At 64.0% G+C, this 26,300-nt stretch carries 28 protein-coding genes and 1 pseudogene; 14 read left to right on the forward strand and 15 right to left on the reverse strand.

Annotated elements, in window-relative coordinates; translation table 11 throughout:
* The first annotated feature begins 29 nt into the window (after window positions 1-29).
* Window positions 30-839, forward strand: a complete 810-nt coding sequence (locus KUL25_RS13485) for a protein-disulfide reductase DsbD domain-containing protein (RefSeq protein WP_257893413.1) — start codon at window positions 30-32, stop codon at window positions 837-839.
* Between the two features lie 71 nt (window positions 840-910).
* Here the strand turns inward: KUL25_RS13485 and KUL25_RS13490 are convergent, their stop codons facing one another.
* The 6 genes and pseudogenes from KUL25_RS13490 to KUL25_RS13515 all read right to left on the reverse strand — a co-directional run bounded on the left by KUL25_RS13490 (window position 911) and on the right by KUL25_RS13515 (window position 8,167).
* Complete coding sequence (locus KUL25_RS13490; RefSeq protein WP_257893414.1) at window positions 911-4,306, reverse strand: efflux RND transporter permease subunit; 3,396 nt, start codon at window positions 4,304-4,306, stop codon at window positions 911-913.
* Window positions 4,307-5,764, reverse strand: coding sequence for an efflux RND transporter periplasmic adaptor subunit (locus KUL25_RS13495; protein WP_257893415.1), 1,458 nt, complete (start codon window positions 5,762-5,764; stop codon window positions 4,307-4,309).
* An 80-nt stretch (window positions 5,765-5,844) separates the two neighbouring features.
* Entirely contained in the window at window positions 5,845-6,387 is a 543-nt protein-coding gene (gene moaB, locus KUL25_RS13500) for a molybdenum cofactor biosynthesis protein B (RefSeq protein ID WP_257893416.1), read from the reverse strand.
* A 229-nt stretch (window positions 6,388-6,616) separates the two neighbouring features.
* A pseudogene (locus tag KUL25_RS13505) lies at window positions 6,617-6,730 on the reverse strand (LysE family translocator); the annotation flags it as partial.
* A gap of 55 nt (window positions 6,731-6,785) precedes the next feature.
* Window positions 6,786-7,361 carry a hypothetical protein gene (locus KUL25_RS13510; RefSeq protein WP_257893417.1) on the reverse strand — a complete coding sequence of 192 codons (576 nt, stop codon included), beginning with the start codon at window positions 7,359-7,361 and terminating at the stop codon, window positions 6,786-6,788.
* Window positions 7,358-8,167, reverse strand: a complete 810-nt coding sequence (locus KUL25_RS13515) for a uracil-DNA glycosylase (RefSeq protein WP_257893418.1) — start codon at window positions 8,165-8,167, stop codon at window positions 7,358-7,360. Before KUL25_RS13515 ends, KUL25_RS13510 begins: the two co-directional genes overlap by 4 nt.
* 63 nt (window positions 8,168-8,230) lie before the next feature.
* Between KUL25_RS13515 and KUL25_RS13520 the strand changes: the two genes are divergently transcribed.
* From KUL25_RS13520 to KUL25_RS13565, 10 genes are all read left to right on the forward strand, one after another.
* A complete protein-coding gene (locus tag KUL25_RS13520; protein WP_257893419.1) occupies window positions 8,231-8,671 on the forward strand; it encodes a hypothetical protein in 441 nt (146 codons plus the stop codon).
* A gap of 39 nt (window positions 8,672-8,710) precedes the next feature.
* On the forward strand, window positions 8,711-9,169 hold the full coding sequence (locus KUL25_RS13525) for a hypothetical protein (protein WP_257893420.1): 459 nt from the start codon (window positions 8,711-8,713) through the stop codon (window positions 9,167-9,169).
* A 96-nt stretch (window positions 9,170-9,265) separates the two neighbouring features.
* Window positions 9,266-10,216, forward strand: a complete 951-nt coding sequence (locus tag KUL25_RS13530) for an aspartate carbamoyltransferase catalytic subunit (protein ID WP_257893421.1) — start codon at window positions 9,266-9,268, stop codon at window positions 10,214-10,216.
* Window positions 10,213-10,791 (forward strand): hypothetical protein, encoded by a 579-nt coding sequence (locus KUL25_RS13535; RefSeq protein ID WP_257893422.1) that lies wholly within the window; start codon window positions 10,213-10,215, stop codon window positions 10,789-10,791. Before KUL25_RS13530 ends, KUL25_RS13535 begins: the two co-directional genes overlap by 4 nt.
* A complete protein-coding gene (locus KUL25_RS13540) occupies window positions 10,788-11,291 on the forward strand; it encodes a hypothetical protein (protein WP_257893423.1) in 504 nt (167 codons plus the stop codon). The genes KUL25_RS13535 and KUL25_RS13540 overlap by 4 nt, the downstream gene beginning before the upstream one ends.
* Window positions 11,291-11,773 (forward strand): hypothetical protein, encoded by a 483-nt coding sequence (locus KUL25_RS13545; protein ID WP_257893424.1) that lies wholly within the window; start codon window positions 11,291-11,293, stop codon window positions 11,771-11,773. Before KUL25_RS13540 ends, KUL25_RS13545 begins: the two co-directional genes overlap by 1 nt.
* Complete coding sequence (gene pyrC, locus KUL25_RS13550; protein WP_257893425.1) at window positions 11,770-13,038, forward strand: dihydroorotase; 1,269 nt, start codon at window positions 11,770-11,772, stop codon at window positions 13,036-13,038. Before KUL25_RS13545 ends, pyrC begins: the two co-directional genes overlap by 4 nt.
* Before the next feature lie 14 nt (window positions 13,039-13,052).
* A complete protein-coding gene (gene plsY, locus KUL25_RS13555) occupies window positions 13,053-13,661 on the forward strand; it encodes a glycerol-3-phosphate 1-O-acyltransferase PlsY (RefSeq protein WP_257894865.1) in 609 nt (202 codons plus the stop codon).
* 172 nt (window positions 13,662-13,833) lie between these two features.
* Window positions 13,834-14,199, forward strand: a complete 366-nt coding sequence (locus tag KUL25_RS13560; RefSeq protein ID WP_257893426.1) for a DUF805 domain-containing protein — start codon at window positions 13,834-13,836, stop codon at window positions 14,197-14,199.
* Window positions 14,200-14,401: 202 nt separating this feature from the next.
* Window positions 14,402-14,944: a DUF805 domain-containing protein gene (locus tag KUL25_RS13565; RefSeq protein ID WP_257893427.1), complete on the forward strand. Its 543-nt coding sequence runs from the start codon at window positions 14,402-14,404 to the stop codon at window positions 14,942-14,944.
* An 84-nt stretch (window positions 14,945-15,028) separates the two neighbouring features.
* Here KUL25_RS13565 and KUL25_RS13570 read toward each other — a convergent pair whose 3' ends face one another.
* From KUL25_RS13570 to KUL25_RS13585, 4 genes are read right to left on the reverse strand one after another with little or no spacing between them, the layout of a single operon-like run.
* Window positions 15,029-16,399 (reverse strand): glutamate--cysteine ligase, encoded by a 1,371-nt coding sequence (locus KUL25_RS13570; protein WP_257893428.1) that lies wholly within the window; start codon window positions 16,397-16,399, stop codon window positions 15,029-15,031.
* Between the two features lie 44 nt (window positions 16,400-16,443).
* Window positions 16,444-16,965, reverse strand: coding sequence for a hypothetical protein (locus KUL25_RS13575; protein ID WP_257893429.1), 522 nt, complete (start codon window positions 16,963-16,965; stop codon window positions 16,444-16,446).
* On the reverse strand, window positions 16,962-17,759 hold the full coding sequence (locus KUL25_RS13580; protein ID WP_257893430.1) for a hypothetical protein: 798 nt from the start codon (window positions 17,757-17,759) through the stop codon (window positions 16,962-16,964). The genes KUL25_RS13575 and KUL25_RS13580 overlap by 4 nt, the downstream gene beginning before the upstream one ends.
* Complete coding sequence (locus tag KUL25_RS13585) at window positions 17,756-18,505, reverse strand: 16S rRNA (uracil(1498)-N(3))-methyltransferase (RefSeq protein WP_257893431.1); 750 nt, start codon at window positions 18,503-18,505, stop codon at window positions 17,756-17,758. Before KUL25_RS13585 ends, KUL25_RS13580 begins: the two co-directional genes overlap by 4 nt.
* Before the next feature lie 12 nt (window positions 18,506-18,517).
* Between KUL25_RS13585 and ubiA the strand changes: the two genes are divergently transcribed.
* From ubiA to KUL25_RS13600, 3 genes are all read left to right on the forward strand, one after another.
* Window positions 18,518-19,474 carry a 4-hydroxybenzoate octaprenyltransferase gene (gene ubiA / locus KUL25_RS13590; protein WP_257893432.1) on the forward strand — a complete coding sequence of 319 codons (957 nt, stop codon included), beginning with the start codon at window positions 18,518-18,520 and terminating at the stop codon, window positions 19,472-19,474.
* Between the two features lie 72 nt (window positions 19,475-19,546).
* Window positions 19,547-21,505 (forward strand): OmpA family protein, encoded by a 1,959-nt coding sequence (locus KUL25_RS13595; protein WP_257893433.1) that lies wholly within the window; start codon window positions 19,547-19,549, stop codon window positions 21,503-21,505.
* 48 nt (window positions 21,506-21,553) lie between these two features.
* On the forward strand, window positions 21,554-21,883 hold the full coding sequence (locus KUL25_RS13600; protein WP_068359814.1) for a hypothetical protein: 330 nt from the start codon (window positions 21,554-21,556) through the stop codon (window positions 21,881-21,883).
* A 60-nt stretch (window positions 21,884-21,943) separates the two neighbouring features.
* Here the strand turns inward: KUL25_RS13600 and KUL25_RS13605 are convergent, their stop codons facing one another.
* The 5 genes from KUL25_RS13605 to uvrC all read right to left on the reverse strand — a co-directional run bounded on the left by KUL25_RS13605 (window position 21,944) and on the right by uvrC (window position 26,204).
* Window positions 21,944-22,393, reverse strand: coding sequence for a molybdenum cofactor biosynthesis protein MoaE (locus tag KUL25_RS13605; RefSeq protein WP_257893434.1), 450 nt, complete (start codon window positions 22,391-22,393; stop codon window positions 21,944-21,946).
* Between the two features lie 5 nt (window positions 22,394-22,398).
* On the reverse strand, window positions 22,399-22,644 hold the full coding sequence (gene moaD, locus KUL25_RS13610; RefSeq protein WP_068359819.1) for a molybdopterin converting factor subunit 1: 246 nt from the start codon (window positions 22,642-22,644) through the stop codon (window positions 22,399-22,401).
* A complete protein-coding gene (pgsA, locus tag KUL25_RS13615; RefSeq protein ID WP_257893435.1) occupies window positions 22,644-23,321 on the reverse strand; it encodes a CDP-diacylglycerol--glycerol-3-phosphate 3-phosphatidyltransferase in 678 nt (225 codons plus the stop codon). Before pgsA ends, moaD begins: the two co-directional genes overlap by 1 nt.
* A 204-nt stretch (window positions 23,322-23,525) precedes the next feature.
* Window positions 23,526-24,170 (reverse strand): hypothetical protein, encoded by a 645-nt coding sequence (locus tag KUL25_RS13620; protein ID WP_257893436.1) that lies wholly within the window; start codon window positions 24,168-24,170, stop codon window positions 23,526-23,528.
* 120 nt (window positions 24,171-24,290) lie between these two features.
* Window positions 24,291-26,204, reverse strand: coding sequence for an excinuclease ABC subunit UvrC (gene uvrC, locus KUL25_RS13625; protein WP_257893437.1), 1,914 nt, complete (start codon window positions 26,202-26,204; stop codon window positions 24,291-24,293).
* Between the last annotated feature and the right edge of the window lie 96 nt (window positions 26,205-26,300).

The raw sequence follows: 26,300 nt of genomic DNA on the forward strand, positions 1-26,300 counted from the left end.
TTCGTCTGCAACTTCATAGGCCAGAGATCATGACGTATCTGACACGCCTTCTAAGCGCAGCCGCCGTTGCAATGCTGACAGCCCTTCCCGCTTCGGCGCAGTATTTTTCTGCCGATCAGGTGGTGGAGGTCAGCCTGATGCCTGGCTATCGCCTTGACGGCGACCGTCACATGGCTGCGATCCGTATCCGCCTGGCGCCCGGCTGGAAGACCTATTGGCGCGCGCCGGGCGACGGCGGCGTGCCGACGGTTCTGCGCCTGACCCAGGCCGATGGGGTGTCCGGCATGGCGATCCACTGGCCGCGCCCGCGGGTGTTCTTCACCAACGGGTTGCGCGCGATCGGCTATGATGGGGATGTCATCCTGCCCGTGGAATTCGCCCTTGATGCCGATGGAACAGCGCAGATTGCCGGGCGTCTGGATCTGGGCGTGTGTCAGGACGTGTGCATGCCGATCTCGGTGGATCTGGCGGGGGCCTTGCCCGACGTGCAGACCCGCGATGGCGCGATTGCGGCGGCCCTCTCGGACCGCCCCTATACGGCAGAAGAGGCAGGCGCGGGCGCTGTGACCTGCGCCATCGAGCCGATCGCCGACGGTTTGCGCGTGACCGTCCGGGCACAGGTGCCCGATACGGGCAACAACGAGGCGCTGGTGGTGGAACATCGCGATCCCATGATCTGGGTATCCGAGGCCACCGCAGAACGGCAAGGAGGTTGGATCACCGGGGTTGCGGATGTCATCCCGGCCGACCACGGACCGTTCGCGATGAACCGGGGCGACCTGAGGATCACGGTGATCGGCAGCCGGATGGCGATTGAACTGAGCCGCTGCACGGGCTGAGACGCACGGATTGAGGGGCTACCCCCGCAGACTCCCCAGGCATTTTCACGCATCAATGAAAGGCGGGGCACCTAGGTGGCGGGTCTTGCGCTGCGCGGTTTGGCAAGTGAATTGGCGATGATGCCGATAACCAGACCCAGAATGCACAGGGCCGTGGTCCCGCCGATGAACGCCACAAGCGCCACGGGTGCCGTGCTGCCGATGGCCGCGAACGGTCCCCACATCGCGCCCTGCGCCATGAATGAGCCAAGCGTGGCAGCGAAGGTCGCAATGGTGGCGAGGGTGAGGGCGGTGATGCCCACGGTGAAGCCCCGGCTCTGGGCGGTGGGGCGCAAGGCCCGGCGGAAGCCACGCATTTGTTGGCCAAAGTCCTGCCCCATGGCCAGAAGCGCCGGGACCACCAACAACACGATGACCATGCCGAAGCCCAGACCATAGACCAGAGTGATGACCGTGGGTTTGAGGAATTGCGCGTCTTGCGACGTCTCCCACAGCAGCGGCATCAGGCCCAGAACGGTGGTCAGCGTGGTCAACAGGACCGGCCGCAGGCGGTCGCAGGCGCCGTCGATGATCGCGGGGACAAGGCCCCGCGTTTCGGCGTATTCATCGACGGTTGTGACCAGCACGATAGAATCGTTGATGATGATTCCTGTCATGCCGATCAGGCCTACGACCGTGAACATGCTGAGCGGCACATCCCACGCCACATGGCCAAAAATCGTGCCGACAAGGCCGAAGGGAATGATCGCCATGACCACCATGGGCCGCGCCCAGGAGGCGAAAATCCAGGCCAGCACCAGATAGATCCCGATGAGGCAGAGGACAAAGCCCGTTGCGGCCTCGGTCAGGAAGGCGTCTTCCTCCTCGGCCAGGCCAGAAAGGCGGGTTGCAACGCCGAAGCGTTCTTCGATCTGCGGGATGATGACCTCTCGCAATTCCGTCATGACCGCTTCGGCGCGGGCGGGATCGTCCTCGGACAAATCACCCGAGACCGAGATCAGGCGCACGCCATTCTCGCGCTGGATGGTCGAGAAGCCTTGCCGCGAGGCAACCGTCACGATGTCGGCCAAGGGCACATATTGCCCACTGCCAGAGCGCAGCAACGTGCGGTCGAGGAAGTCCGCCGTCAGCTCACCCTCCGGCAGTTCGACGCGGATCGAAGCGGTCCGGGGGCCGTCTGGGAACGTCGCGGCTTCGATCCCGCCCAGACGATCGCGTAGGGTGCGACCCAGATCGGCGATCTGGAAGCCCAGGGCTTCGCCTTGCGGGGTCAATTCCAGCGACAGCTCTTCACGGTCATAGGCCATGGAATCGTCCAGGCCGCTGACTTCGGGGTAGACAGACAGCGCCGCTTGCAGCGCCTCGGAGGCGGATTTCAACACGTCGGTCGTGGCGCCGAAGATCTGCACGTCAATGGCATCGCCCCCCGGCCCGCCACGCCACCCCCGGAAGCTGAGCGTTTCCGCCAGAGGCAATTGGCGCACTTCGTCTTGAAGAGCGCTTGCGAAAGCGAAGCTGGAGTAGGGGCGCAGATCGGCGTCGATCAACTCGATCGACAAGGCCCCCAGAAGGTCTGTGTCCTTGTTCTCGGTCCCGCCCAGAGGGCGACCCGAATTACCGCCGACCTCGGCCAGGACGTAAGCCAGCGGGTTCAGCCCATGCTCGGCCTCGAAAGCGGCGCCCACGGCCTCGGCGGCGCGCTGCAACTCGGCCATCTGGGCCAGGCTGTCGTCGCGCGTAGCGCCGTCGACCATGGCGAAGTTACCGGTGACAGAGCCCGTTTCGGGCGCGTTGAAGAAGCGGAACACCACGTCACCGCGAATGTACTGGGCGGTCTGGGTGGTCAGAATGACGATCACCGCCGCCATCACGGGGTAGCGGGCCCAGACGACAAAACGCATCAAGGGGCGAAAGAGCGTACGGTTCACCCAATCGAAGCCCATGTTCACCACGCGCGACGGCAGGTCGTACCAATGGGTCTTGGCCGAGTGGGCCAAGGCGTGGGCCATGTGATTGGGCAGGATCAGGAAGCATTCCACAAGGCTGGCCAGCAGGACCACGATCACCGTGAAGGGGATATCCGCGATCAGGTTTCCGAAAGTGCCGCCCACGGCCACAAGGCCCACAAAGGCCAGTACAGTCGTGATGGTGGCCGAAAAGACCGGCGCGGCCATACGTTTCGCGGCGTTTTCGGCGGCGACGACGGGCGGCTCACCCAGATGGCGGGCGCGGTAGTCCGCGTGTTCGCCCACCACAATGGCGTCGTCCACCACGATCCCCAACGTGATGATCAACGCAAAGAGCGAGATCATGTTGATAGTGATCCCCGCCACGAACATCAGCGCGATTGCCGCTGTCATGGCAACGGGAATGCCCATCGCCACCCAGAACGCGGTGCGCGCGTTCAGGAACAGAAACAGCAGCGCCACGACAAGGCCAAGGCCCAATAGCGCATTGTCGAGGAGAATGTTGAGGCGGCCTGAAATCGCCTCGGCCCGCGTGTTGATCAGGTCGATCCGGGTGCCCGACGGCAGTGTCGCCTCCAACGCCGCCGCGACCCGTTCGACGTCCGCCTGAATAGCCAAGGCGTCACCTTCTTCCGAACGGTCCACGCGGATCACGATGGCCGGATCCTCGCCCACGAAATAGGCACGATCCCGGTCGATGCCGTTCACCTCGATGCGCGCCACATCGCCCACGGTCAGGGCCGAGCCGTCGTCGTTGATGCGCAGGGTCAGGGCCGAGATTTCCTCGGCGCTGCGCGACTCGCTGCCGGTGCGGATGCGCGCGTTGGCGGCGTCCACGTCACCCGCAGGTGCCGTGGCGGCGGCGTCCGAGATAACGGACGCGATCTGGGCCATGGAAATGTCGTAGCGGATCAGGTTGGCGGAACGGACGATCACCGTCGTCTCAGGCGCTGCAATGCCCCGGATCGTTGTGTTCGTCACGCCCGCCTGAAACAGGCGGGTGACGAATTCATCGGCAAAGCGGCCGATCTGTTCGGTGGCGACGGGGCCGGTGATCACCACATCCGTGACCCTGTCAAACCAATTGCCGCGCCTGATAGAGCCTTCTTCCGCATCGGCGGGCAGATCGGTCACGGCATCCAGCGCCTGTTGCACCTCATCGGCGGCGCGCGACATGTCCCAGCCGGGCTCGAACGTCAGGTCGATGGAGGCGCGACCCTCGCGTGAGCTTGCCTCGGACCCGGTGACGCCGGGCACCAGCAGCAGCGCAGGCTCCAGCACCGCGACGATGGCGGTGTCCACATCTTCGGCGCCCGCCCCATCCCACGTCATCACGACGGTGATGTCATCCGAGACGACATCGGGGAAGAATTGTGCCCGCATTTGAGGCAGGGCGGCCAGGCCGCAAACGATCATCACTACCAGAAGCAGGTTTGCCGCCGTCCGGTGCCGGGTAAAATAGCTGAGGATACCACCAGCCGAGGGAGAGAGATCCCGCATCTAGCTGCCCATCCGTGCTTCAAGCCGGTTGACCATACGGGCCGGGACCTCTTCTTCGTTCAACTGCCGCAGCATCCGTTCACGCACATCCGCCGGGATGAAACCGTTGCCCTCCACGAAGGCGATCAGCCGCGCGCGGCGCTCGGGGTCGAGGGCGATGGTATCGGGTTCCTCGGGCGCATCGGCGGCTTCGGGCCGGATCGGGTTCACCCGGATGCCGTCGCCCAGAACCGGTGTACGGGCCAACACGACGTCGCGGCCTTCAAGGCCGCGCGCCCGGATCAGCACGTCATCGCCCTGACGGTTCATCAGATCGACATCGACGGCCTCCAACACGTTATCCTCGCCCAACAGCAGGATCTGTCCGTCAGAGCCCAAGGCAGCCGAGGGCAGGCGCGCGACGAACGGCAGCGTCGGTTCATCCACTTCAACCCGCACGAAATCACCCACACGCAGACCGCGCGTAGCGTCGAGGCGTGCGAACAGAAGGCGGCCCGATTGCCCCTCCTCCACCGCGCCACTTTCGCGGGTCAGCGTGGCATCGGCCTGCACATCAAGGCCGAAGACATCAAGGATCACCCGCACCGGCCGCTGGGGCAGCGTGCCGTCGTCATCCAGAAGGCGGATGTACTGCGCGGTCGAGATTCGGAAGGCGACTTCCAACGCGTCGGCGTCGATCAGGGCAGCAAGGCGCTCGTTGCGGTTCACAAGGCGGCCTGCGGCGGCGTCGACCTCGGTCAGCACGCCGCTGAACTCGGCCCGTAGTTCCGTCTGGGCCAAGCGCCGCTCGGCCTCGGCCAAGGCGATCCGACGGCGGTCAAGGGCCGTACCCGCGCTGTCCACCCGTGCCTCTGCGCTGGCCAGCGCGCGGCGTTGCGACAGGATTTGCTGGGTCGCCGTGGCTTCCGCCAGTTCCGCCGTCTCGACAGCGGCAGGAGAGCCGACGCCCCGCTCCAACAGGTCGCGCGCCCGCAAAAGTGCCCGCGACCGGATCTCGGCCTGGTTGCGCGCAGCTGTAACTTCCTCTTCGGCCAGTTCCAGCGCGCGGGTGGCCTCGGCTAGCTCATTTTCGGCATCGCGTAGATCAGCGGCGGCGGTGTCGCGCGCCGATTGAGCCTCGGCCGGGTCGATGCGCAGCAGAAGCTGTCCGGCGGTGACGGCCCCGCCATCCTCGAACCCATCGGCCAGTTCGATCACGGTGCCCTCTGCGGGCGCGCGCAATTCCAAGGTGCGGCGCGATCGGATCTCACCGAAGGCCGTCAGAACCGGCGTTTCCTCTCCGAAGACCAATGGGGCCACTTCCGCCGCGAAAACCCGTTCGCGCGTGGGCGGCGGTCGACCTGCATCTTCCCACCGCGTTTGCAGCGCGCCATAGGTGAGATAGCCTGCAAAAGAAAGGAGCCCGACAGTACATGCCGTCAGAAAGAGGCCGATCAGGGCGCGCCCTAAGAACCGCATTGGGTGTCCTTGGATTTGGTTACACGATGTATTCTATGTAGCGGCACACGCGCCCACGTAAAGGTGCACGCACAGAGCCGTTATTTCCGTCGCTTATGTTCGTTCAATCGCGGCATTATTTCCACGAAGTTGCACGGACGGTGCCGATAATCGAGCTGTTTGCACAGAATTTCATCCCAGGCGTCCTTGCACGCGCCGCTGCTGCCGGGAAGCGCGAACAGGTATGTCCCGTTCGCCACCCCGCCCGTGGCACGCGATTGCACCGCCGAGGTGCCGATTTTCGCAAGGGAGACATGGGTGAACACGGTTCCGAAGGCCTCGATTTCCTTCTCGTAAACATCGCGATGCGCCTCCACTGTCACGTCGCGCCCGGTCAGCCCGGTGCCCCCGGTGGTCAGGATCACGTCGATCTCGGGATCGGCGCACCATTGGCGCAGCTGCTCGGCGATGGCGGCGCGGTCGTCGCGCAGGATATGGCGCGCCGCCAATTTGTGGCCCGCGTCCGTCAACCGTTGTTGCAACACATCGCCCGAGGTATCCTCGGCCAGCGTGCGCGTATCGCTGACGGCAAGGACCGCGATGCGGCATGGGATGAATTCTAGGGTCTCGTCTATACGGCTCATGGAAGTATCTCCGGACTATGGACGGCAGGAAGGATATTGGGCGCTACGGCAAGGTCGGGCCGGGCGGCACGGGAATTAGGACCCGCCAAGTTCAACAGATTGGTGGTGGCGGCTGGGGTCATGGCACCAAGGGTCCTCGCGACGAGCGTATATGTGCGTTTCATGGCCGCGCGGCCTCCCACCCGATGCGCAGGGCCAACGCCCCGAAAATGGCCGAGGGCACGTCGCGCAAGATCGCGGTCCGCGCGCCGCCGCGCATGCCTTGGGCAAGGCAAAACATCATGTCCGCACCGGGCGACAGGTACAGCGCCAAGGCCGCTGGCACGAAGACGGATCGGGTCAATCATCCCAAGCCCCTGCCCAGCGTGTCGCGGCGGCTGATGCCGGCATTGAAGAAGTCAGTTTCCATCATGTGCAATCCAGGTGCAGGCATAAGCGGGATATCGATCCCGCTCCATCGATTGGCGCAGGGTCTCCTCAAATTCCGGCGATGTCCAATTGCTGATCCATGTTGCGACGAAATCGTCGCAGAGCATAGGCGTTTGCATCCCATCAAGCGCGGCGGCATAGGCCCGGCGCACCCGGCGTTGCGAGGCGTCGACCAGTCCCGCATAGCGCGGCAAGGCAAGGTCCCGCAGCGCGTCCAACCGCGCCGCCCGCGCGAGGGTGTTGAACTGGGGGCACTCGCGCAGAAGCATTTGCGCCTGCATGACGTCGACAACGGCAGAGCCGAAAGCCGGACCAGGCCCCGGATCACACAGGTCGATATCGCCAGACCGCAGGATTTGCACCAGCGTGCCATCGGGTAGCGGCCCGACGCGCACTTGACCGATCCGCATCTCGTAAGGGCCTGCTTGGTCGGCCAGCGCCTCCAGATCGAGCATCCGCAAAGGATCCGCCCCACCCGGCAACGCTACGAAAAGGCTTTGCGCAACAAGTAGCGCCGAGCCGAGGAGGGGCAGGAGCCGCGTCACCCCAATCGCGCTTTGATCGCCAGCAGATCTGCCCAGGCCTCTCGCTTTGCCGCCGGATTGCGTAGCAGATAAGCGGGGTGGAACATGGGCATGGCGGGCCGCCCGGAAACTTTTTCCCATGTCCCACGCATCCGCGTGATCCCACGCTTACCCAGCAATCCCGCGCAGGCGTGGTTGCCCATCAGGACCAGCACGTCAGGATCCGCCAACTCGATATGGCGGTGCAGAAAAGGCACCATCATCGCCAACTCTTCCGGCTTCGGGTCGCGGTTCTGCGGCGGCCGCCACGGCAGCGTGTTGGTGATGTAGAGGCCGCCTGCCCCCTCTGTGTTGCGGTCCAGCCCAATGGCGGCGAACATGCGGTCCAGAAGTTGCCCGGCACGACCGACAAACGGCTTACCGGTGCTGTCCTCCTCGCGCCCCGGCGCTTCGCCCACGATCATTACCTGGGCCGAGGCGTCGCCGTCGCAGAACACGAAATTGCGGGCCCCGCGTTTCAATTCGCAATGCTCAAAGTCCTGCATCGCATGCGCCAATGCTTCAAGGGAGGACGCGCCCTCTGCCAAGTGGCGCGCTGCCGCGACGATGTCGACCTGTGACGGCCCGGACGGGGCCTGTCGCGTTACGGGCGCTGCCGCCTGGCTCGGCCCGATGTTCCGCGCAACGGGCGCGGGCTTTGGCACGACCACGGGGGCGGGCAGATCGAAGCGATCCAGCGGCGCGTCCAGCATCGCCTCATCAGCCCCAAGCTCCACCTGCCACTCCAAAGCGGCCAAGGCGTCCCAATATGAAATGTCGTCCAGCATGGGCGCAAGCTAGGCTGGATTGCGCCCGGCGGAAAGGGGTTGCATAGGGAAAGGATGATCGTGATGACCGTCACCGCCCGCTACCGCAAAGACCCCGATATCCTCTTTGCAGAGGTGCTTGATTTCGACATGCTCAGGCGGGATCTGGGTGGCCTTGTGGACTATCATGGTTTGCCAAGCGGCCATGCCTTCGAGGGGCAAACCTACAGCTTCACGCCGGTCCTATGGACATGGTTTCGATTTCCCGAGGTACATGTCACCAGCCTTTCCATTGACGCAACCGCGCGCGAATGGCGGGCCAGATCCGTCAGCGCAAACATGCATGAGATGCATCACCTGACCCGGATCGTCCCCGACGGCGACAGCTGCCTTTGGGTGGACCGCTATGACATGCTCGGCCCGCCACCGGGCCGCCTGATGCGGGCCTTGTCCCGCCACATCCAGAAGGCGGGGCATCGCCGCCGTCGCGCCCGCGATATCCGTGTTAAGTTTGAACGGCCATAACCCTTGCCGCAGAGCGTCGTTCCTGCCATCCACTCTCCCATGCAAACCGCGCGCGTCCTGACCGTTTCCGCCTTCTATCCCCGCGATGCCGATACGGTCTTCGCCGAAGCCATCGACATCCCGGCCATGATCCGCGCGACCGAGGGGCTCGCCACCTACAAGGGTCTTCCCGACGGCGTGTTCGAGGACGGCAAAAGCTACCAAACCTACGTGACTGTCTGGGGCTGGATGCATAACCCGCATTACCAGATCCACGTCGAACGGCTGGACCCTGCCGCCCGCCTGATGCAGTCCCGCGAACAGGGGCGCGCGATCCAGCAATGGGACCACACGCTCAGCGTCACTCCGACAGACGGCGGCGCAATCTGGAGCGATCGCATTATCGTCGATAGCGGGCTTCTGACCGGCTACATGGTCCGCGTCGGGCGATACCTATATAAATACCGCCACCGCATGCGTGACGCCGCGCAGATCACCGCGACAATCACGCGGCCCTAGTGCTGGACGCGGCCCGGGCGCACCTCCTATAAGCGGACACAATACGGGGGCAGAAACCTATCGGCCTCAAGTAGCCCAAAGGACGGTAGGCCCGAAATGACGTCATCTTTCCAAAAGCAGCACCTTCTGGGTATCGAAGACCTCTCGCAGGGCGAGATCACCACCCTTCTGGACCGCGCCGACCTCCATGCCGAGGCCGAGCGGGGATCGCGCGACCACGGTCAGCCCCTCAAGGGCCTTACCCAGATCAACATGTTCTTCGAGAACTCTACCCGCACGCAGGCCAGCTTCGAGATCGCTGGAAAGCGTCTTGGTGCGGACGTGATGAACATGGCGATGCAGACGTCTTCCGTGAAAAAAGGCGAGACGCTGATCGACACCGCCCTGACCCTCAACGCCATGCACCCGGATTTGCTGGTCGTGCGCCATCCGCACTCGGGCGCAGTGAAATTGCTGGCCGACAAGGTGAATTGCGCCGTCTTGAATGCAGGCGACGGGCGGCATGAACACCCCACGCAGGCGCTTCTGGACGCGCTGACGATCCGCCGCGCCAAGGGCCGCCTGCACCGCCTGAACATCGCGATTTGCGGCGACATCGCCCATAGCCGCGTGGCGCGGTCCAACATCCTGCTTCTAGGCAAGATGGAAAACCGCATTCGCCTGATCGGCCCGCCGACCCTGATGCCGTCCGGCGTCACGGATTGGGGGGTTGAGGTCTATGACGACATGGCCGAGGGGCTGGCAGGCTGCGACGTCGTCATGATGCTTCGCCTGCAAAAAGAACGTATGGACGGCGCCTTCATCCCGTCCGAGCGGGAATACTACCACCGCTTCGGGCTGGACGCGGAAAAGCTGAAGGTCGCCAAGGACGACGCCATCATCATGCACCCCGGCCCGATGAACCGGGGCGTGGAGATCGACGGGCTTCTGGCCGACGACATCAACCGAAGCGTGATCCAGGAGCAGGTGGAAATGGGCGTCGCTGTGCGCATGGCCGCGATGGAGCTGCTGGCCGAGAATTTGCGTGAACGGCGGGCGGCGGCGTGACAGGCGACTACGACTGGACACCGCATTTGCAGGAAGGTGAGGAGGTGCTTTGGCAGGGGCGGCCAGATGGGCGGTTTGTCACATTTTGCTGGCAAGAACTCACATATGCCTTTGCATTCGCTTGGGCCGCCTTTCTCCACTACGGGCTTGGCTTTGAAGGGCAATTCTTCTCAGCTGAAACCGGGCTTGGGCCTGGCGCATTCTTTATGGCATTGATTGTCGCGATTTTTCTCTGGAACCGTTTTTACTCAGATCCGCGGTTACGAAAGAACGAGCGATACGCGATTACCGGCTTCCGTGTTCTGATCATTGATTGCGGAAGGGCTTCGTTAAAGTACTCAGCGAGACTGACACACATGCGAAACGTGTTCCTGTCCGGACGCTTCTTCCCAATCTTGGTTTTCACCCCAAGCTCGAAATTTATCTGGCGCTGTCGCACGCTCGGATTTCTCGACGGTCCGCCGCTATCTTTGACGCAGTTTTTCAACTCTGATGTCATTTTTCGCCTGCCAACAAACGGCGACACTGCCCTCCGCGTGGCGGTTGCCGCAAAACAGGATCTCGAAAAACAATGACCCACCTCCACATCTTCGCCCTGAACGAGCCCGTCGCGGTCTCGCATACCAACCTCACCCGCCAGCAAGGTCTGACCCCCGACCTGCCGCCATTGGCTGCGTGGCTTGGCGTGGACAGCCTCGACACCGACGAAATCGAATTGTTCCCGATCAAAGACCTCAGCGACATGGCGTTGAGCGATTACATCAACCTTGCCTTTGCGCCGGAAGACCCGATCCCAAGCGCCATTGTCACCCGGCTCGATGCGCTCGACGGTGCGGTGTTGCTGGTGCCGGAAGACGGCCTTGCCACGCCCCCGAACCCCGGCCCCCAGGCGACGCTGATCGCGTCGCTCCCGCTGGCGCGGGCCGACAATACCGCCAGCCTGCCCAAGGCCAGCACCACGCCGATGCCCAACCCTGCGGCCCCTCGGCATGAAGTTGGCCCGCCTATCGCGCTTTATGCGCTGATCGGCATGGCGATCCTTGCCGCGATCATCGTCTTCGTGGGGTGGCGGTGATGGATCCAACACAAAGTTACACCGCAAACACCCCCTCCGCTGCCCTGCGGCGTGGCGAGCAGGTCACGACCCAATTCCACCCCGACCGCGCCACCTATTGGCGCACCAATGCCTGGATGGCGGCGATTGCCATGGCAATCGGCATGGCAATCCTTTGGCTGATCGGAAACCCCCATGTCTGGACCGGGGCTGTGGGGGGGCTGTTTGCTATTGCGGTGCGCGCCTTCTACCTCGCGTCCGATGAGCTGAAGCAACATTGGGACCTGACGAACCAGCGTCTGCTTGGCCCCGGCGGGCGCGAGGTCGAGCTGGGTCAGATTGCGGAAGTGCGCACCATTTTGGGCATGGTCCAGATCATCACGCAGGCAGGCGACAAGCATCTGATCAAGAACCAGGCTGCGCCGGAACAGGCCATCGCTCAGATCGAGGCCGCACGGGGGGACTTGATCTCGGGCGGCGGCACGGACAGAGACACGCCATGAATGATATGCTTCTGACCAATGCGCGCCTGATTGACCCCGAGGCAGGGACCGAGATCCTCGGCTGGCTGCGGGTCGAGGATGGGATGATCGCCGAGGTGGGCGATGGCCCCCGGACAGGCGGCACGGATTGCGGTGGGCTTTGCCTTGCGCCCGGCATCGTGGATGTCGGCGTGAAGGTGGGCGAGCCCGGAGAGCGGCATAAGGAAAGCTTTCGGACTGCCGGGCTGGCGGCGGCAGCGGGAGGCGTGACTACGATGGTCACCCGGCCAGATACGACGACGCCGATCGACACGCCCGAAGTGCTGGATTTCGTCACTCGGCGCGGGCGCGACCACAGCCTTGTGCGCGTGGCCCCCATGGCCGCGCTGACCCGAGCCCGCGAAGGTCGCGAGATGGTCGAAATCGGCTTCCTGCGGGACGCAGGTGCCGTGGCCTTTTCCGATGGCGACGCGGTCACGACTAACACCAAGGTGCTTTCGCGCTGCATGACTTATGCGCGGTCCTTGGGCGCGCTGATCGTGGGCCACCCGCAAGAGCCGATCCTGAGCGACGGCGCGGCGGTGACCTCGGGCAAATTCGCCTCGCTGCGGGGCCTTCCCACTGTGTCCCCCATGGCTGAACGGATGGGGCTGGAAAGGGATCTGGCGTTGGTGGAGATGACGGGCGTCGCCTACCACGCGGACCAGATCTCCACCGCTGCCGCCCTGCCCGCCCTGATGCGCGCCAAGGCCGCGTTGGACGTGACGGCGGGCGTATCGATCCACCACCTGACGCTGAACGAATTCGACGTGGCCGACTACCGCACCTTCTTCAAGCTCAAGCCCCCCCTGCGCAGCGAAGACGACCGCCAAGCCATGGTGGAGGCCGTGCGCGACGGCACAATCGATATCATCTGTTCCATGCACACGCCCCAGGACGAAGAAAGCAAGCGCCTGCCGTTCGAGGTTGCGGCTTCGGGCGCGGTGGGTTTGGAGACGCTGCTGCCCGCCGCGATGCGTCTGGTGCACTCGGGGCAATTGACCCTGCCCGAGCTGTTTCGGGCGATGTCCCTGAACCCCGCGAGGCGCTTCGGGCAACCCTCCGGGCGGCTCGCAGAAGGCGCACCGGCGGACCTGATCCTCTTTGATCCGGACCTGCCGTTTCAGCTGGACCGCGCGACGCTGCAATCGAAGTCCAAGAACACGCCGTTTGACGCGGCGCGGATGCAGGGGCGCGTGTTGCGCACCTGGGTCGGCGGCACGCGTGTCTTCGAGGCGGTCCCATGATCCCCGTGCCCATGATGCCAGTGATCGAGACTGCCGCCCCGCTCCTCGGGCTGACAGCCCTCCTCGCATATGGGTTGGGGTCGGTGCCCTTTGGCATCGTGATGGCGCGGCTCTTTGGTCTTGGGGATCTGCGCGCGGTGGGTTCTGGCAACATCGGAGCCACGAATGTGCTGCGTACCGGCAACAAGGTGGCTGCGTTTCTGACGCTGGTGCTGGATGCGGGTAAGGGTGCCGCTGCGGTGCTGGTGGCGCGCGCGCTGTTGGGCGAGGACGCCGCGCAACTGGCGGGGTTCGCGGCGTTTCTGGGCCATTGCTTCCCGGTATTTCTGGGCTTCAACGGCGGCAAGGGCGTGGCAACATTCCTGGGCACGCTTATAGCGCTGGCCTGGCCCATCGGGCTGGCGGCCTGCGCCTGTTGGGCCGTGACGGCGGCGCTATTCCGGATGTCGTCGCTGGCGGCCTTGGTGGCGGCCGCCCTCAGCCCCTTGGCGGCGTGGCTCTTGGGTCAGCCCAACACGATGGTCTTCTGCGCAGCCCTTGCCGCGCTGATCTTCATTCGCCACCACGCGAACATCGGCCGCATCGCCCGCGGGACCGAGCCGCGGATCGGCAAGAAAACCTGAGGCCTTACGGGAAAACCTGAGGCCTTACGGGTTTCCTTACCCACGCGTTAATTTCGTTGATTTCGCAACGACCCCACGCAATTGTGCGGAGGAACGAGGGGAGTGGCATATTCAGACCGCTTAGCAACACCCTCGTCGGATAAAAAAGTTCGGACCCTGAAAGGACACCCAAATGGATTTCATGACTGCTGTGAAGCACGTCTTCAGCAATTTCGCCAACTTCAACGGCCGTGCACGCCGGTCAGAGTTCTGGTGGTTTTACTTGTTCACGATCATCTGCAACGTGGCTGCCACCACCATTGACGGCGCGATCGGCATGCCCATCGTTTCGATCGTCGTGATGCTTGGCCTGCTGATCCCCGGCCTTGCCGTGGCAGTGCGCCGGATGCATGACACGGGCCGCTCTGGCTGGTGGATCTTCATCATCCTGATCCCGCTGATCGGCATCATCCTCTATATCTACTGGTTCGTGCAACGCGGCACGGTCGGCCCCAACGCCTACGGTGCAGATCCCTACGACGTTCCCGCCACCGCCTGATTTCCGGTACCCTAGCGACGACAAGCGGCCCGCCCTTCCCGGCGGGCCGTTTTGCGTTTGTCTCGAGTTTTCCCAACATCGTCCTGCCCCTGCCCCACGATTGGCACAATTCGGCGCGAAACCGATCCCAACAGAATTTCGAAGAGTGATAAGGACCTCTGGTATGGGTTTGGGAAAAGCCGTCGTTCGTTGCTATGGCAACATGTTGAACTTCTCCGGTCGTGCACGGCGGGCAGAATACTGGTGGTTCATGCTCTGGATCGTCCTGGCCAGCGTCGCGGCCAGCTTTGCGGCGATCCAATACCTCGCCGCGAACCCAGAGTTCGCAGCCCAGTGGCAAACCGTACAGCAAACAGGCCGCGCCAACCCCGCATTCACAGAAGAAATCCGGTACTACATCGGGTATCTCTTTGCCGCCAACCTGGTGCTCTTCTGGCTGCCTCAGCTTGCCGTGACGATCCGCAGGCTTCACGATACCAACCGCTCCGGCGCCTGGTGGTTCATCCAGTTGGTGCCCCTGATCGGGCCGATCTGGCTGTTTGTGCTGATGTGCCTCCCCGGCACCCACGGCAACAACCGTTTCGGGCCCGATAGCGCCCCGGACCGCAAGCGCGCTCCCCCAGCACATCCCGCCTTCGCAGGCGAGCTGACAGGTGAAGACCGCGACCGCGCTGAAGTGGCGCGCCGCGCCGCCGCCAAGGACTACTACAAGCGCCACGTCCTGCCGTCGATCCAGAACGCCTGACGGCAGCGCAGGCCCCCGCCCGCGCTGTTGACCGGGCCCTGGCCCGGAACCCCAGCGCACACTGGCCGCCCAATCCTTGGGTTTCTAGTAGGAATACTCGGCGTAGATGCGGCTCAGATCCCCGGCCCATTCGCCCGAGTATTTCTCCAACAACTCATCTGCGGGCACCTGTCCCGTCTCGACCGAGTCCTTCAACGCATTCAGGAAATGCGTCTCATCGGGCACCAACCCTCCGGCACCTGGCATGGCGCGTGCCGCCAACCCCGCCTCCGAGATCGCCAGAACCTCACGCGCGAGGTCGTGCATCTTCACCCCGCCCGCTTCCGCCTGAAGCCCGTGGACCGAGGCCTGCACCCGCATCTCGTCGCGCGTTGCCGCGTCAAGGCCCTTGCACAGGTCCCATGCCGCGTCCAACGCGCCCTGATCGTAGGTCAACCCCACCCAGAAAGCTGGCAGCGCGCACAGCCTGCGCCATGGTCCGCCATCGGCGCCGCGCATCTCGATGAACTTCTTCAGGCGCGCCTCGGGGAACAGGGTCGTCAGATGATCGGCCCAATCGCTGAGCGTCGGTTTCTCACCAGGCAACGCGGGAAGTTCCCCTTTCAGGAAGTCGCGGAAGCTTTGCCCCAGCGCGTCCACATAGACCCCATCGCGGTAGACGAAATACATCGGCACATCGAGCGCATATTCCACCCAGGCCTCAAACCCGAAGCCCTCGTCGAAGATGAACGGCACCATTCCGGTTCGATCCGGATCAAGGTCGCGCCACACCCGCGAGCGCCACGATTTGTGGCCGTTCGGGTTGCCATCCAGAAACGGCGAATTCGCAAACAGCGCCGTGGCGACCGGCTGCAACGCCACTGCCACGCGCATTTTCTGCACCATATCCGCCTCGGACGCGAAATCGAGGTTCACCTGAACCGTGCAGGTCCGCCGCATCATGGTCCGGCCCATGGTGCCGACCTTCTGCATATAGGCGTCCATCAGCTTGTAGCGGCCCTTCGGCATCAGCGGCATATCCTCGTGCCGCCAGATCGGTGCGGCGCCAAGGCCGATGAAGTCCACACCAATGATGTCAGCCACTTCGCGCACCTGGCGCAGGTGATCATTCACCTCGTCACAGGTCTGGTGGACCGTCTCCAATGGCGCGCCCGACAGCTCCAGCTGCCCGCCGGGCTCCAGCGAGACATTGGCGCCGTCCTTCTCCAACCCAATGATGTTGTCGCCCTCCATCACGGGCGTCCAGTTGAAGCGGTCGCGCAGACCCTCCAAAACCGCCTTGACCGAACGTTCGCCCTCGTAGGGGATCGGCATTTGGGTATCACGGCAAAAACCGAACTTTTCATGCTCGGTCCCGATACGCCAATCGGCCGTGGGCTTGCAGCCATCCGAAAGATACTCGGCCAATTGGCTGTGATGCTCGATGGGGCCGCCACCGGATTGAGGGATTGACATGGAGGGTCTCCTGGATTTCTGACCCAAGCCGTCGCCCGTGGGGCTTACCGTGTCAAGGCTTGCGGGCGGTCTCTTGCCCACAACCGTTGCGAGCCCTCTGCGCGGCTTTGCACAGAGGCAATCAGCCGGTCTAGGTTGAGGCCCGGCAGCGCGGCAAAGGCATCGAACAACGCATCCGCGCCCGAGGCATCCACCGGGATCACCAGAAGCTGGGTCGCATCCGCCAGCACCCAAGCCGTATCGCCCTTCCGCGTGCGCCGCACCGATAGCACGCTCAGATCGTCCAAAGCCATCGCCCCGCCCGTCTCTGGCCCCATGAAAAGGATGCGGCCCTCGTCGATCTGCACCACGCCGGGCCCGTCGCCGCCGGTGATGAACCGCGCGCGGCGAACGGCAGGCACCATGGCCACCGCGCCAAGGCCGATCAGAACGTATCCAAAACCTGTCACGATCATTCCACCGGGCCGGGCCGCGATCCACAAGCCCAGGGCGATGATGACCGCGGCGACGATGACCTCGCGCCAGCGCGCGACGGCGGCCATGGCTTCTGGCCGAAAAAAGCTCATTCCTGGATCCCCTCGTAGGGCGCTTCCCGGTTCTCGAAAACCATATCGGTGAAATCATGGATCATCCGGGGTTCCCCCAATCCGGCCTTGGAAACCGGCACAAACCACAGTGCGCCGGCATGGGCGAATTGAATGCCTTTGTCCCATGGCTCTGCCCACTCCCACTCTCCGCAGTCGATGACCTGTTTGGCCCGCTCCAACGTGAACACATGATCAAAGATGGTCCCGGCAAAGCGATATCCACGCTCCAACCTCAAGTGCAGGGTCCACCCGCACGGCAACAGCTTGCTGAACCGGGTGTCTTCCCCTATGCCCCCATCAATGCGCCACCCCCGTGCCGCCATCATCGACGGGAACAGCGCCCCCATGTGGAACCCGTCCGTCGCCGAGGGCAGCGCGTCCGGCGCAGCCACGGCCAGCCCATCGATGAATTGCTCCGACATGCTCATACCGTTGAAAAAGACATCGCCCTTGTCCGTAAACGCGCCGCCACCGAACCAGGTGTCGTTCTTCGGATAATAGGCCAGCGCCTTCAGCCAAGGCGCGCGGCTGACCGCCGTCCAGCTCTTGCCGCCGCGACGTGCATAAATGATCATGTGTCGGCCATCGGGTGACAGGTCCGAGCGGTGTTCGTAAATCCGCGCCTTCAGCCATTGACCCAGCTCAACCGTGCCGCTTTCCCGGTCCCACAGGCACGAGGCGACCTGCATCGTCGGCCCGCGACGCAACACCAGAGCCTTGTGGCATTTCGTGGCCGGGATCACATGGAGGCGAGGCGGCGGTGTCTGCCTCATCCCCAATCCCCAACCGCTGCCTGCCATAGCGTCAGCGCTGAAACCGCAGCCGTGTCGGCGCGCAGAATGCGCGGCCCAAGGCTGACCACATGCACGTTCTGCATCGCATGCAACCGCGCCCGCTCCGCGTCCGAAAACCCACCTTCTGGCCCAATCAAAATCGCCGCCGGAGGCGGCGCCGCTGCGAGGACCGTTCGCCCCGCAAGGGGCGATAGGGAGGAGGGGCCGACCGCCGCCTCATCGGCAAACACCAGTGCCCGCGACGCGTCCCACCGGTCCAGCAAGGCTTCCAACGATACAATTTCATCAACCGGAGGCACGAATGTGCCCCCGCATTGCTCTGCCGCTTCCATCGCGTGGGCCTGCAACTTGTCCTGCCTGACACGTTCAGAATTCGTCCGTGCCGTGCGCACCGGACATATCCGCGCCGCCCCCAGTTCCGCCGCCTTCTCGACGATGAAATCCGTGCGTGCCTTCTTGATCGGCGCAAACAGCAGCCAGACGTCGGGCGGCATCTGCAAGGCCGCCGTCTGCTCGGTACAGACCAGGACGCCGCCCCGCTTGCCCTTGGCCGCAACCTCTGCCCGCCACTCTCCGTCCACGCCATTGAACAGCGCCACTTCCGCCCCCACGCCAAGGCGCATCACGTTGAACAGGTAGTTCGCGTGGTCCCGCGACACAGGCACACTTTGCGCCTCCCCCAAGGGGTGATCTACAAAGAGGCGAATTTTGGGACGACTATTCATGGAACGGAACGTATGAGTGCGCAAAGCGATGGGCAAGTAGCGGACGCCGTCTCGGGCAATTGGGTCGACACGCTTGCCCCCAGGTCCACCCGCCCCTACCTGCGCCTGTCGCGCGCCGACCGCCCCATCGGCACCTGGCTGTTGCTTCTGCCCTGTTGGTGGGGCCTGATGCTGGCCATTGCCAGCGCGCCATCCACGGCCGCGCTTTTTGATGCGTGGATCTTCGCTGGATGCGCCGTCGGCGCGTTCCTGATGCGGGGCGCGGGCTGTACCTGGAACGACATCACGGACCGGGACCTTGACGGAGCCGTCGCCCGTACCGCCTCTCGGCCCATTCCCTCGGGGCAAGTTTCGGTCAAAGGGGCCCTTGGCTGGATGGTGATCCAGGCCTTGGTCGCGCTGTGTATCCTGCTGACTTTCAACTGGGCCGCCATCGCCCTTGGCGTGGCCTCCTGCCTGCTGGTGTGCATCTACCCGTTTGCCAAGCGCTTCACGTGGTGGCCGCAGGTATTCCTCGGCCTTGCCTTCAACTGGGGCGCCCTTCTGGCATGGACCGCCCACACCGGCAGCCTGTCACTTGCGCCGGTCCTGCTTTACCTCGGCGGCATCTCCTGGACGCTCTTTTACGATACCATCTACGCCCATCAGGACCGTGAGGATGACGCGCTGATCGGCATCAAATCCACCGCGCGTCTCTTTGGCGGGCATACCAAGTGGTGGCTTCGCCTGTTCCTCATGGCGACGGTGTGCCTACTGGGCGCGGGCGCTGTCGTGGCGCTTTTGCCCCTGCAAAACCCCCTTTCTCTGGTGATCGGCATCCTTGGCGTCTGGGCCATGGGGTGGCATCTGGCGTGGCAGTTGATCCAGCTGGATATCGACGATTCCGACACCTGCATGCGGCTCTTCCGGTCGAACCGGAACGCGGGCCTGATCCCTACGCTGTTTTTTGCCGTCGCCGCACTCGTTTGATTGAAAGCACCCGCGGGACGGGTTACTGCACGACTATATATAGGCCCCGAGCAGGGATCGCGCACAACGTCCATGTTAGATAAAGACCGCATATCCACCCTGGTCGGCCCCGTCTCTTTCGCGGTGGCTGCCGGCTTGGCCATCGTGACGGCGATCGTTGCCGCGCTGGCGATCGAGCGACGCTCGACCGAGGATATCGTCACCTCGCTGGAGGCTGACGGGATCGCTTGGGTGGACGTCTCGGCGAACGGGTTGCAGGTGTTTCTTGACGGCACCGCCCCGGATGAGGCGTCCCGTTTCCGCGCCCAGACCCGCGCCAGCGCGATTGTGGACGCGGACCGGGTGATCAACCGGTTGGAAGTCGCCGCCCTGGACGCCACCGTGGCCCCGCGCTTTTCCCTCGATATGTTGCGCAACAGCGATGGCATCCAACTGATCGGGCTGATCCCCGGCCCCCAGGGCGACGAAGCCTTCGCCGTGGCCGAAGCCATCGCCGATATCGCCGGATCGGCGGACGTGGTGAACATGGTCGAAATGGCGGACCTGGAGGCGCCCGAGACCTGGGAGGCGGCGCTGGCCTACGGGCTGCGCGCGCTGGAGACCCTGCCGCGCGCCAAGGTCACAGTTCTGGCGGACCGCGTCGAGATCGAGGCCGTCGGCGAAACCCGCGAGCAACGCGCCGAATTCATCGCGCGCCTGCAACAGAACCAACCGGCGGGCGTCGAGATCGTCCTCGACATCTCTGCCCCGCGTCCCGTCATCACGCCGTTCACCCTGCGTTTCGTGCGCGATGCCGGTGGCGCCCGGTTCGAGACCTGCACCGCCGACACCCCCGAGACCCGCGACCAGATCGTCGCCGCCGCGCGAGCTGCCGGGATTACCGGCAACGTGCCCTGCACCATCGGTCTTGGCGTGCCGTCGCCGTCCTGGGGCGATGCCGTCGCCACCTCGATCGCGGCCCTTGCGGAACTGGGCGAGGGCAGCGTTACACTGTCGGACGCGGATGTGACCCTGATCGCGGCCCAAGGCACGCCGCAGGAACTTTTCGACACAGTGGTCGGAGAATTGGGCGCCGATCTGCCCGATGTCTTCTCGCTGCAAGCCGTTCTGCCCGAGCCGGAGACGTTGGAAAGCGCCGGGCCCGCGCGGTTCACGGCAACGCTGCACCCCGAAGATGGCGTGCGCTTGCGGGGCCGCTTGCCCAGCGGGGCCGTCGGCGCCTCGGTCCAGGCCTTCGCGACGGCCACGTTCGGGGCAGGGCGAACCGATATCGCGACCCGCGCAGTTGCCGACCTGCCGCAGGGCTGGTCCGTGCGCGTCATGGCGGGCCTCACCGCGCTGTCGCAACTGGAGGACGGCACCCTGACGGTCGAGCCTGACACCCTGCGCCTGTCCGGGCGCACCGGCGATAGCGAGATGATCTCTGCGTTGACCCGCCAGATCTCGGAGGATCTGGGGCCGGGCGTGAACTTCCAGATGGATGTGCGTTATGACGAGGCGCTGGACCCCGTCGCCTCGCAACCCACGCCCGAGCAATGCGAAGCGCGCATCCGCGAGATTCAGGACGAGACCAAGATCACCTTCGATCCCGGCTCGACCGAGATCAACCAAACCGCCGGCGAAGTGCTGGACCGCATCGCCGAGATCCTGCCCGATTGCATGCATGTGCGCATGGAGATCGGCGGGCATACCGATGCGCAGGGGGGCGAGGACATGAACCTGAACCTCAGCCAGGCGCGCGCCGATGCGGTGCTGAACGGGCTGCTGGCGCGCGGTGTGCTGGTCTCGAACCTGACGGCGCAGGGCTATGGCGAAAGCCAACCCATCGCCGACAACGAAACCGAAGACGGGCGCGAGCAGAACCGCCGCATCGACTTCCGGCTGCTGGCCACCGCCGAGGTGGCCGAGGTGGCCGCCGACGCCGACGACCAGCCCCGCACGCGCGCAGGCATTCTCGCCCAAGGGGCCATCGCGGATTGGCCGTTTGAAATCACCCCCTTGCCCCGTCCGGAGCCACCGGATGGAAACTAGATTACAGTCCGGGGGCGCGTTGCCCTCAATGCAGAAAGCGAAGGCCCCATGAACCGGCTCGAATTCATCATCGCCATCGCCATTATTCTTTTCGTGGCTTTTGCCCTCGGGTGGTTGGCCCATTGGCTGGTGACACGGTTCAACCAGGTGTCCTCGGCCGATCTGGGCGAGATGGAGAACCTCGCGCGCGCCCTGCACGACGCCGAGGAAACCCGGGATCAGGCGATTGCCTATCTGCAGCAGCGGGAGGGAGAGCTGACCAACCAACTCAGCCAGACCGAGGCGGAATTGCGCGCCGCCATGGACGGACTGCGAGAGGCCCGCACGGAATCCGAAGAGCTTCGGAACTACGTGGAATCGATCAACCAGAACACCTGAACGACCGCTTTGGGCGTCTGTTGCCTTTGCGGGACTGCGCTTTTTCCGCGCGACGCGGGCTTACCACCGATCCAGGGCGGCCTCATCCTCATCTTTTGCAGCGACCCAATCGGCGCCCCGCGCCGTGATCTCACGCTTCCAGAACGGCGCCCGGGACTTCAGGTAATCCATCAGGAACTCCGCCCCCTGGAACGCATCCGCCCGATGTTTCGAGGCGGTGGCAACCATCATGATGACCTCGCCCGGCGCCAGCCGTCCGTGGCGGTGGATGACCATGGCGTCTGTCAGCTTGAACCGTTCCATCGCTTCGGCGCGGATATCACTGAGCGCGCGTTCCGTCATGCCGGGGTAGTGCTCGATCTCCATGGCGACCATATCTCCATCAGCCACATCGCGGGTGACCCCGGTGAAGCTGACAATCGCACCGGCGCCCGCCGCCGCTTCAGAGAACGCGTTCAACGCGGCCCCCTGATCAAACGGCTCGGCATGGACGTGTACGTGCTCGGCCATGGGCCTCAGCCCCCGGTCATCGGCGGGAACAGCGCCACTTCGCGCGCGCCCTCCAGGGACGCGTCAAAGCTCACCAACTGCTGGTCGACGGCCGCGCGCACCGATTTCAGGTCCGACAGGGCAAAGGCATGGGCATCAGAGCGCGTCTTCAGTTCTTCGATCAACTCGGCCACCGTGGTGGCCTGGGTTTCGACCACTTCATGGCCGGTGCCGATCCGTTCGCGAAGCCAGGCAAAGTAGCGCAGATCCATCAGGGGTCCTCCTGCAAGAAAGGGCGGGCTTTCATGAAATAGTCGAGGCCGGTGACGGCGGTCAAAACGGCGGCGAGCCACAGCAGGATGAGCCCGACGATGCCGCTCCAGAAGGAACCGAATTCGATCCAGAACAGGCCGAATTCATCGGCGATGTCGCCCGCCAGGATAGCTTCGAACAGGGTCGCATCCATACCTATGGTCAACGCCCATAGGTAATGGGTGAACAGGCCCCAGCAAAACAGCAAGCCGATGGCGACCATTTGCAACGTCGTCTTCCACTTCGCCAGCTTGGTGACCTGCAACGTGCCTGCGTGCGCGCCTAGAAATTCGCGCAGGCCCGATACGAAGATCTCTCGGAACAGGATCACGATCACCGGGATGAGGACGAGGGCGGACCAGCCGTGATCGAGGCTGAGGATGACCAGCAGGACGGCCAGCGCGATCACCACCATGGCCTTGTCGGCGATTGGGTCCAGCATCGCACCGAAGCGGCTTTCCTGCCCCCATTTGCGCGCCAGAAGGCCGTCGAGGTAGTCCGTCATCGACGCGCCCATGAACAAAAACAGGGCCACCCAATCGGCGAAGGGGCGCGGCAGGAAGAGGAAGACAAACCCCACCATCGGCGCCGCGATCAGGCGCACGAGGGTCAGGATATTGGGCACGTTCCATTGCATGGCCTACACCTAGCGTTTGTGCGGGACACTTGCCAGAGGGGATGGGAAGCCCCAGGGGGGCATGCAGGGCGGGTGCTGGGGGGTGTGCAGGGGTGCTCAAGCTTGAGCACCCTACCTAAACCATTGAAACGGAACATTTATCGAAAATTTGTTAACCTTTTGGCAACCACTGGAGCAGGGCCAAAACGTGCCACGGACCGGCGATCAGCCCCCCGCGTGCAGGTCCAGCGTGGCATCCACGCTTGCGCCGCGCGGCACGGCGACGGACAGGGGCTGGCCCGCGTTGTCCGACGCTGTAAATGTCCACTCGCCCTGGGGCAGCAGGAAGACCATCTGGCCATCCGCGGGCACCTCTTGTTCTTGCGTCACGTAGAGCGACGAGACCGCGCGGGGCGGCGGCGTGCCTTCGGCCTGCACCACGAAGGGCTGCGCGCCCGCATTCTGTACATCCAGCCGCACGAGGCCGTAGAGGGTGGGGAAGGTCAGCGTGCGCGCCAGGGTTCCGCCGCCACCGCCGCCTTGGGTGGCGATCGTGTTCATCTCAACGCCGCCGAAACTGACGGTAAACCCAGCCTGAACGCTGCCTTCCAGAAGAAACACGTTGGGGCGGTCATCGACGGGGAAGATCGGGCCAAAACGTTGATTGGGTTCAAAATCCTCGCCGGGTTGGGGGATGTAGGTCTCGAACGCCTCGATCTGGGCGAGGTGGGTGATATCCTCATCACTTTCGCTGAGGATCACCCGCACGGTCAGTTCGGTTTCCGAGGTCAGCTCTTGCAGCGCGTTCAAAGCAAGGCCACCGACAACGACGACAGAGATCACAATGGAGAAGAGCGATTGAAGTTTCATGGGCGGCTTCTTGGCTGTGGGATCTTGAGAGTGTTTACCCGCCACGCGGCGTGTGGGAAGCGGCGGAAAACCCGCCCCCTGATGCCTACGCTTGCCCTACGCTTGCCCTCACGCCTGCCTTCACGCTTGATCATGAAAGAAATCGTAGATCTTCTGGGCCAACCCTTCGGAGACGCCATCCACCGCCGTCAGGTCCGACAGGTTGGCGCGGGCCACCGCCTTGGCGCTGCCGAAATGGGCCAGCAGCGCCCGCTTGCGCGCCGCGCCCACGCCCGGCACATCGTCCAGCGGTGTGGCGGAGACAGCCTTGGAGCGTTTTGCGCGGTGTGCGCCGATGGCAAAGCGGTGTGCCTCGTCACGCATCCGTTGCACGAAATAGAGCACCGGATCATTGCGTTGCAACGCGAAGACAGACTTGCCGGGCACGTAGAATTCTTCCTTGCCCTGATCGCGGTCGATGCCCTTGGCCACGCCGATGAACGGCACGTCATCAACGCCCAATTCATCCATGATCTCTTTCACCGCTGACACCTGCCCCGCGCCGCCGTCGATCAACAGCAGATCCGGCCAGGCCTCGGTTTCGCGGTCCGGGTCTTCCTTCAACAGACGGGCGAAACGGCGGGTGAGCACCTCTTTCATCATCCCGAAGTCATCGCCGGGGGTCAGGCTGTCGCCGCGGATGTTGAACTTGCGGTACTGGGACTTCAGGTACCCTTCCGGCCCCGCCACGATCATCGCGCCCACGGCATGGGCGCCCTGAATGTGGCTGTTGTCATAGACCTCCACGCGCTTGGGCGGGCCATCCAGCCCGAAGGCACCTGCCAAGCCATCCAGCAGCTTGCCCTGCGCCTGGTTCTCGGCCATCCGCCGCCCAAGGCTTTCGCGCGCGTTGCGCCGCGCGCCGTCCACCAGCTCGGCCTTTTCGCCGCGCTGGGGCACAAGGATTTCCACCTTCGCCCCCCGTTTGCCGGAGAGGGCGTCGGCCATCAGGTCCATGGATTCGACGGGATGGGACAGGAGGAGTTGGCGGGGCGGTTCCTTGGTGTCGTAGAACTGGCCCAGGAACGCCTCCAGCACCTCGGGCTCTTCGATGTCGGGGCCCACACGCGGGTAGAAATCGCGGTTGCCCCAGTTCTGGTTGGCGCGGATGAAGAACACCTGCACGCAGGCCTGCCCCCCTTCCATATGCAGCGCGATCACGTCGGCCTCTTTCACGCCCTGCGGGTTGATGCCTTGCGCGCTTTGCACGTTGGTCAACGCCCGGATCCGGTCGCGGAGCGCGGCGGCGCGCTCGAACTCCATGGCTTCCGAGGCCTCTGCCATGGCATCCGCCAACTGACGTTGCAAATCGGTGCTGTCGCCTTTCAGGAACCGCACGGCGTCCTTCACCGAGGCACCGTAATCCGCTTCGCTGATGTGGCCCACGCAAGGCCCGCTACACCGCTTGATCTGATAAAGCAGACAGGGACGCGTGCGGCTTTCGAACACCGCATCGGTGCAATTGCGCAAAAGGAACACGCGCTGCAACTGGTTCAGGGATCGATTAACGGCGCCCGCACTGGCGAAGGGACCGAAGTAGCTGCCCTTCTCTTTCTTCGCGCCCCGGTGCTTCTTGATCTGGGGAAAGGCGTGGGTGTCGGAGACGAGGATGTTGGGGAAGGATTTGTCGTCGCGCAGCAGCACGTTGAACTTGGGCTTGAGCTGCTTGATGAGGTTTTGTTCGAGCAGAAGCGCCTCGGTTTCCGTGCGGGTGGTGAGGAACATCATCGAGGCGGTGTCGCGGATCATCCGCGCGATACGCGGCGAGTGGCCGGAGGGTTTGGCGTAATTGGCGACGCGGCGCTTGAGGGCGCGGGCCTTGCCGACGTAGAGCACCCGCGACTGGCTATCGAGCATGCGGTAGACCCCGGGGCTCATGTCGAGCGTCCGGACATAATCCGCAATTATCTCGTGACCCGGCTTTACCGGCGCGGCGATCTCATTGCGCTGCTCTGCGGAGGCCGCGTCAGCCGTTTTTTCGGTCTCATTTTCCATCGAATGTGACAGTTTTGTGATTCTTTTGCTTGCTGCAATGCGGCGGCGTCCAGATCAAGCCCTTAGCTTTCCACTGTTTGTGTGGATAACCCTGCG

Source organism: Gymnodinialimonas phycosphaerae (assembly GCF_019195455.1).
Lineage (GTDB): Bacteria > Pseudomonadota > Alphaproteobacteria > Rhodobacterales > Rhodobacteraceae > Gymnodinialimonas > Gymnodinialimonas phycosphaerae.

Bases quoted from the DNA above. Each gene is read 5' to 3' on its own strand.
- KUL25_RS13560 (WP_257893426.1), top strand. From the start codon at position 13,834: ATGGATTTCATGACTGCTGTGAAGCACGTCTTCAGCAATTTCGCCAAC.
- KUL25_RS13485 (WP_257893413.1), top strand. From the start codon at position 30: ATGACGTATCTGACACGCCTTCTAAGCGCAGCCGCCGTTGCAATGCTG.
- ubiA (WP_257893432.1), top strand. From the start codon at position 18,518: ATGAGTGCGCAAAGCGATGGGCAAGTAGCGGACGCCGTCTCGGGCAAT.
- KUL25_RS13570 (WP_257893428.1), bottom strand. From the start codon at position 16,399: ATGTCAATCCCTCAATCCGGTGGCGGCCCCATCGAGCATCACAGCCAA.
- KUL25_RS13580 (WP_257893430.1), bottom strand. From the start codon at position 17,759: ATGAGGCAGACACCGCCGCCTCGCCTCCATGTGATCCCGGCCACGAAA.
- KUL25_RS13545 (WP_257893424.1), top strand. From the start codon at position 11,291: ATGGATCCAACACAAAGTTACACCGCAAACACCCCCTCCGCTGCCCTG.
- plsY (WP_257894865.1), top strand. From the start codon at position 13,053: ATGCCAGTGATCGAGACTGCCGCCCCGCTCCTCGGGCTGACAGCCCTC.
- KUL25_RS13530 (WP_257893421.1), top strand. From the start codon at position 9,266: ATGACGTCATCTTTCCAAAAGCAGCACCTTCTGGGTATCGAAGACCTC.
- KUL25_RS13600 (WP_068359814.1), top strand. From the start codon at position 21,554: ATGAACCGGCTCGAATTCATCATCGCCATCGCCATTATTCTTTTCGTG.
- KUL25_RS13585 (WP_257893431.1), bottom strand. From the start codon at position 18,505: ATGAATAGTCGTCCCAAAATTCGCCTCTTTGTAGATCACCCCTTGGGG.
- KUL25_RS13565 (WP_257893427.1), top strand. From the start codon at position 14,402: ATGTTGAACTTCTCCGGTCGTGCACGGCGGGCAGAATACTGGTGGTTC.
- pyrC (WP_257893425.1), top strand. From the start codon at position 11,770: ATGAATGATATGCTTCTGACCAATGCGCGCCTGATTGACCCCGAGGCA.
- KUL25_RS13520 (WP_257893419.1), top strand. From the start codon at position 8,231: ATGACCGTCACCGCCCGCTACCGCAAAGACCCCGATATCCTCTTTGCA.
- KUL25_RS13620 (WP_257893436.1), bottom strand. From the start codon at position 24,170: ATGAAACTTCAATCGCTCTTCTCCATTGTGATCTCTGTCGTCGTTGTC.
- KUL25_RS13495 (WP_257893415.1), bottom strand. From the start codon at position 5,764: ATGCGGTTCTTAGGGCGCGCCCTGATCGGCCTCTTTCTGACGGCATGT.
- moaD (WP_068359819.1), bottom strand. From the start codon at position 22,644: ATGGATCTGCGCTACTTTGCCTGGCTTCGCGAACGGATCGGCACCGGC.
- KUL25_RS13515 (WP_257893418.1), bottom strand. From the start codon at position 8,167: ATGCTGGACGACATTTCATATTGGGACGCCTTGGCCGCTTTGGAGTGG.
- pgsA (WP_257893435.1), bottom strand. From the start codon at position 23,321: ATGCAATGGAACGTGCCCAATATCCTGACCCTCGTGCGCCTGATCGCG.
- KUL25_RS13525 (WP_257893420.1), top strand. From the start codon at position 8,711: ATGCAAACCGCGCGCGTCCTGACCGTTTCCGCCTTCTATCCCCGCGAT.
- uvrC (WP_257893437.1), bottom strand. From the start codon at position 26,204: ATGGAAAATGAGACCGAAAAAACGGCTGACGCGGCCTCCGCAGAGCAG.
- moaB (WP_257893416.1), bottom strand. From the start codon at position 6,387: ATGAGCCGTATAGACGAGACCCTAGAATTCATCCCATGCCGCATCGCG.
- KUL25_RS13540 (WP_257893423.1), top strand. From the start codon at position 10,788: ATGACCCACCTCCACATCTTCGCCCTGAACGAGCCCGTCGCGGTCTCG.
- KUL25_RS13575 (WP_257893429.1), bottom strand. From the start codon at position 16,965: ATGAGCTTTTTTCGGCCAGAAGCCATGGCCGCCGTCGCGCGCTGGCGC.
- KUL25_RS13595 (WP_257893433.1), top strand. From the start codon at position 19,547: ATGTTAGATAAAGACCGCATATCCACCCTGGTCGGCCCCGTCTCTTTC.
- KUL25_RS13605 (WP_257893434.1), bottom strand. From the start codon at position 22,393: ATGGCCGAGCACGTACACGTCCATGCCGAGCCGTTTGATCAGGGGGCC.
- KUL25_RS13490 (WP_257893414.1), bottom strand. From the start codon at position 4,306: ATGCGGGATCTCTCTCCCTCGGCTGGTGGTATCCTCAGCTATTTTACC.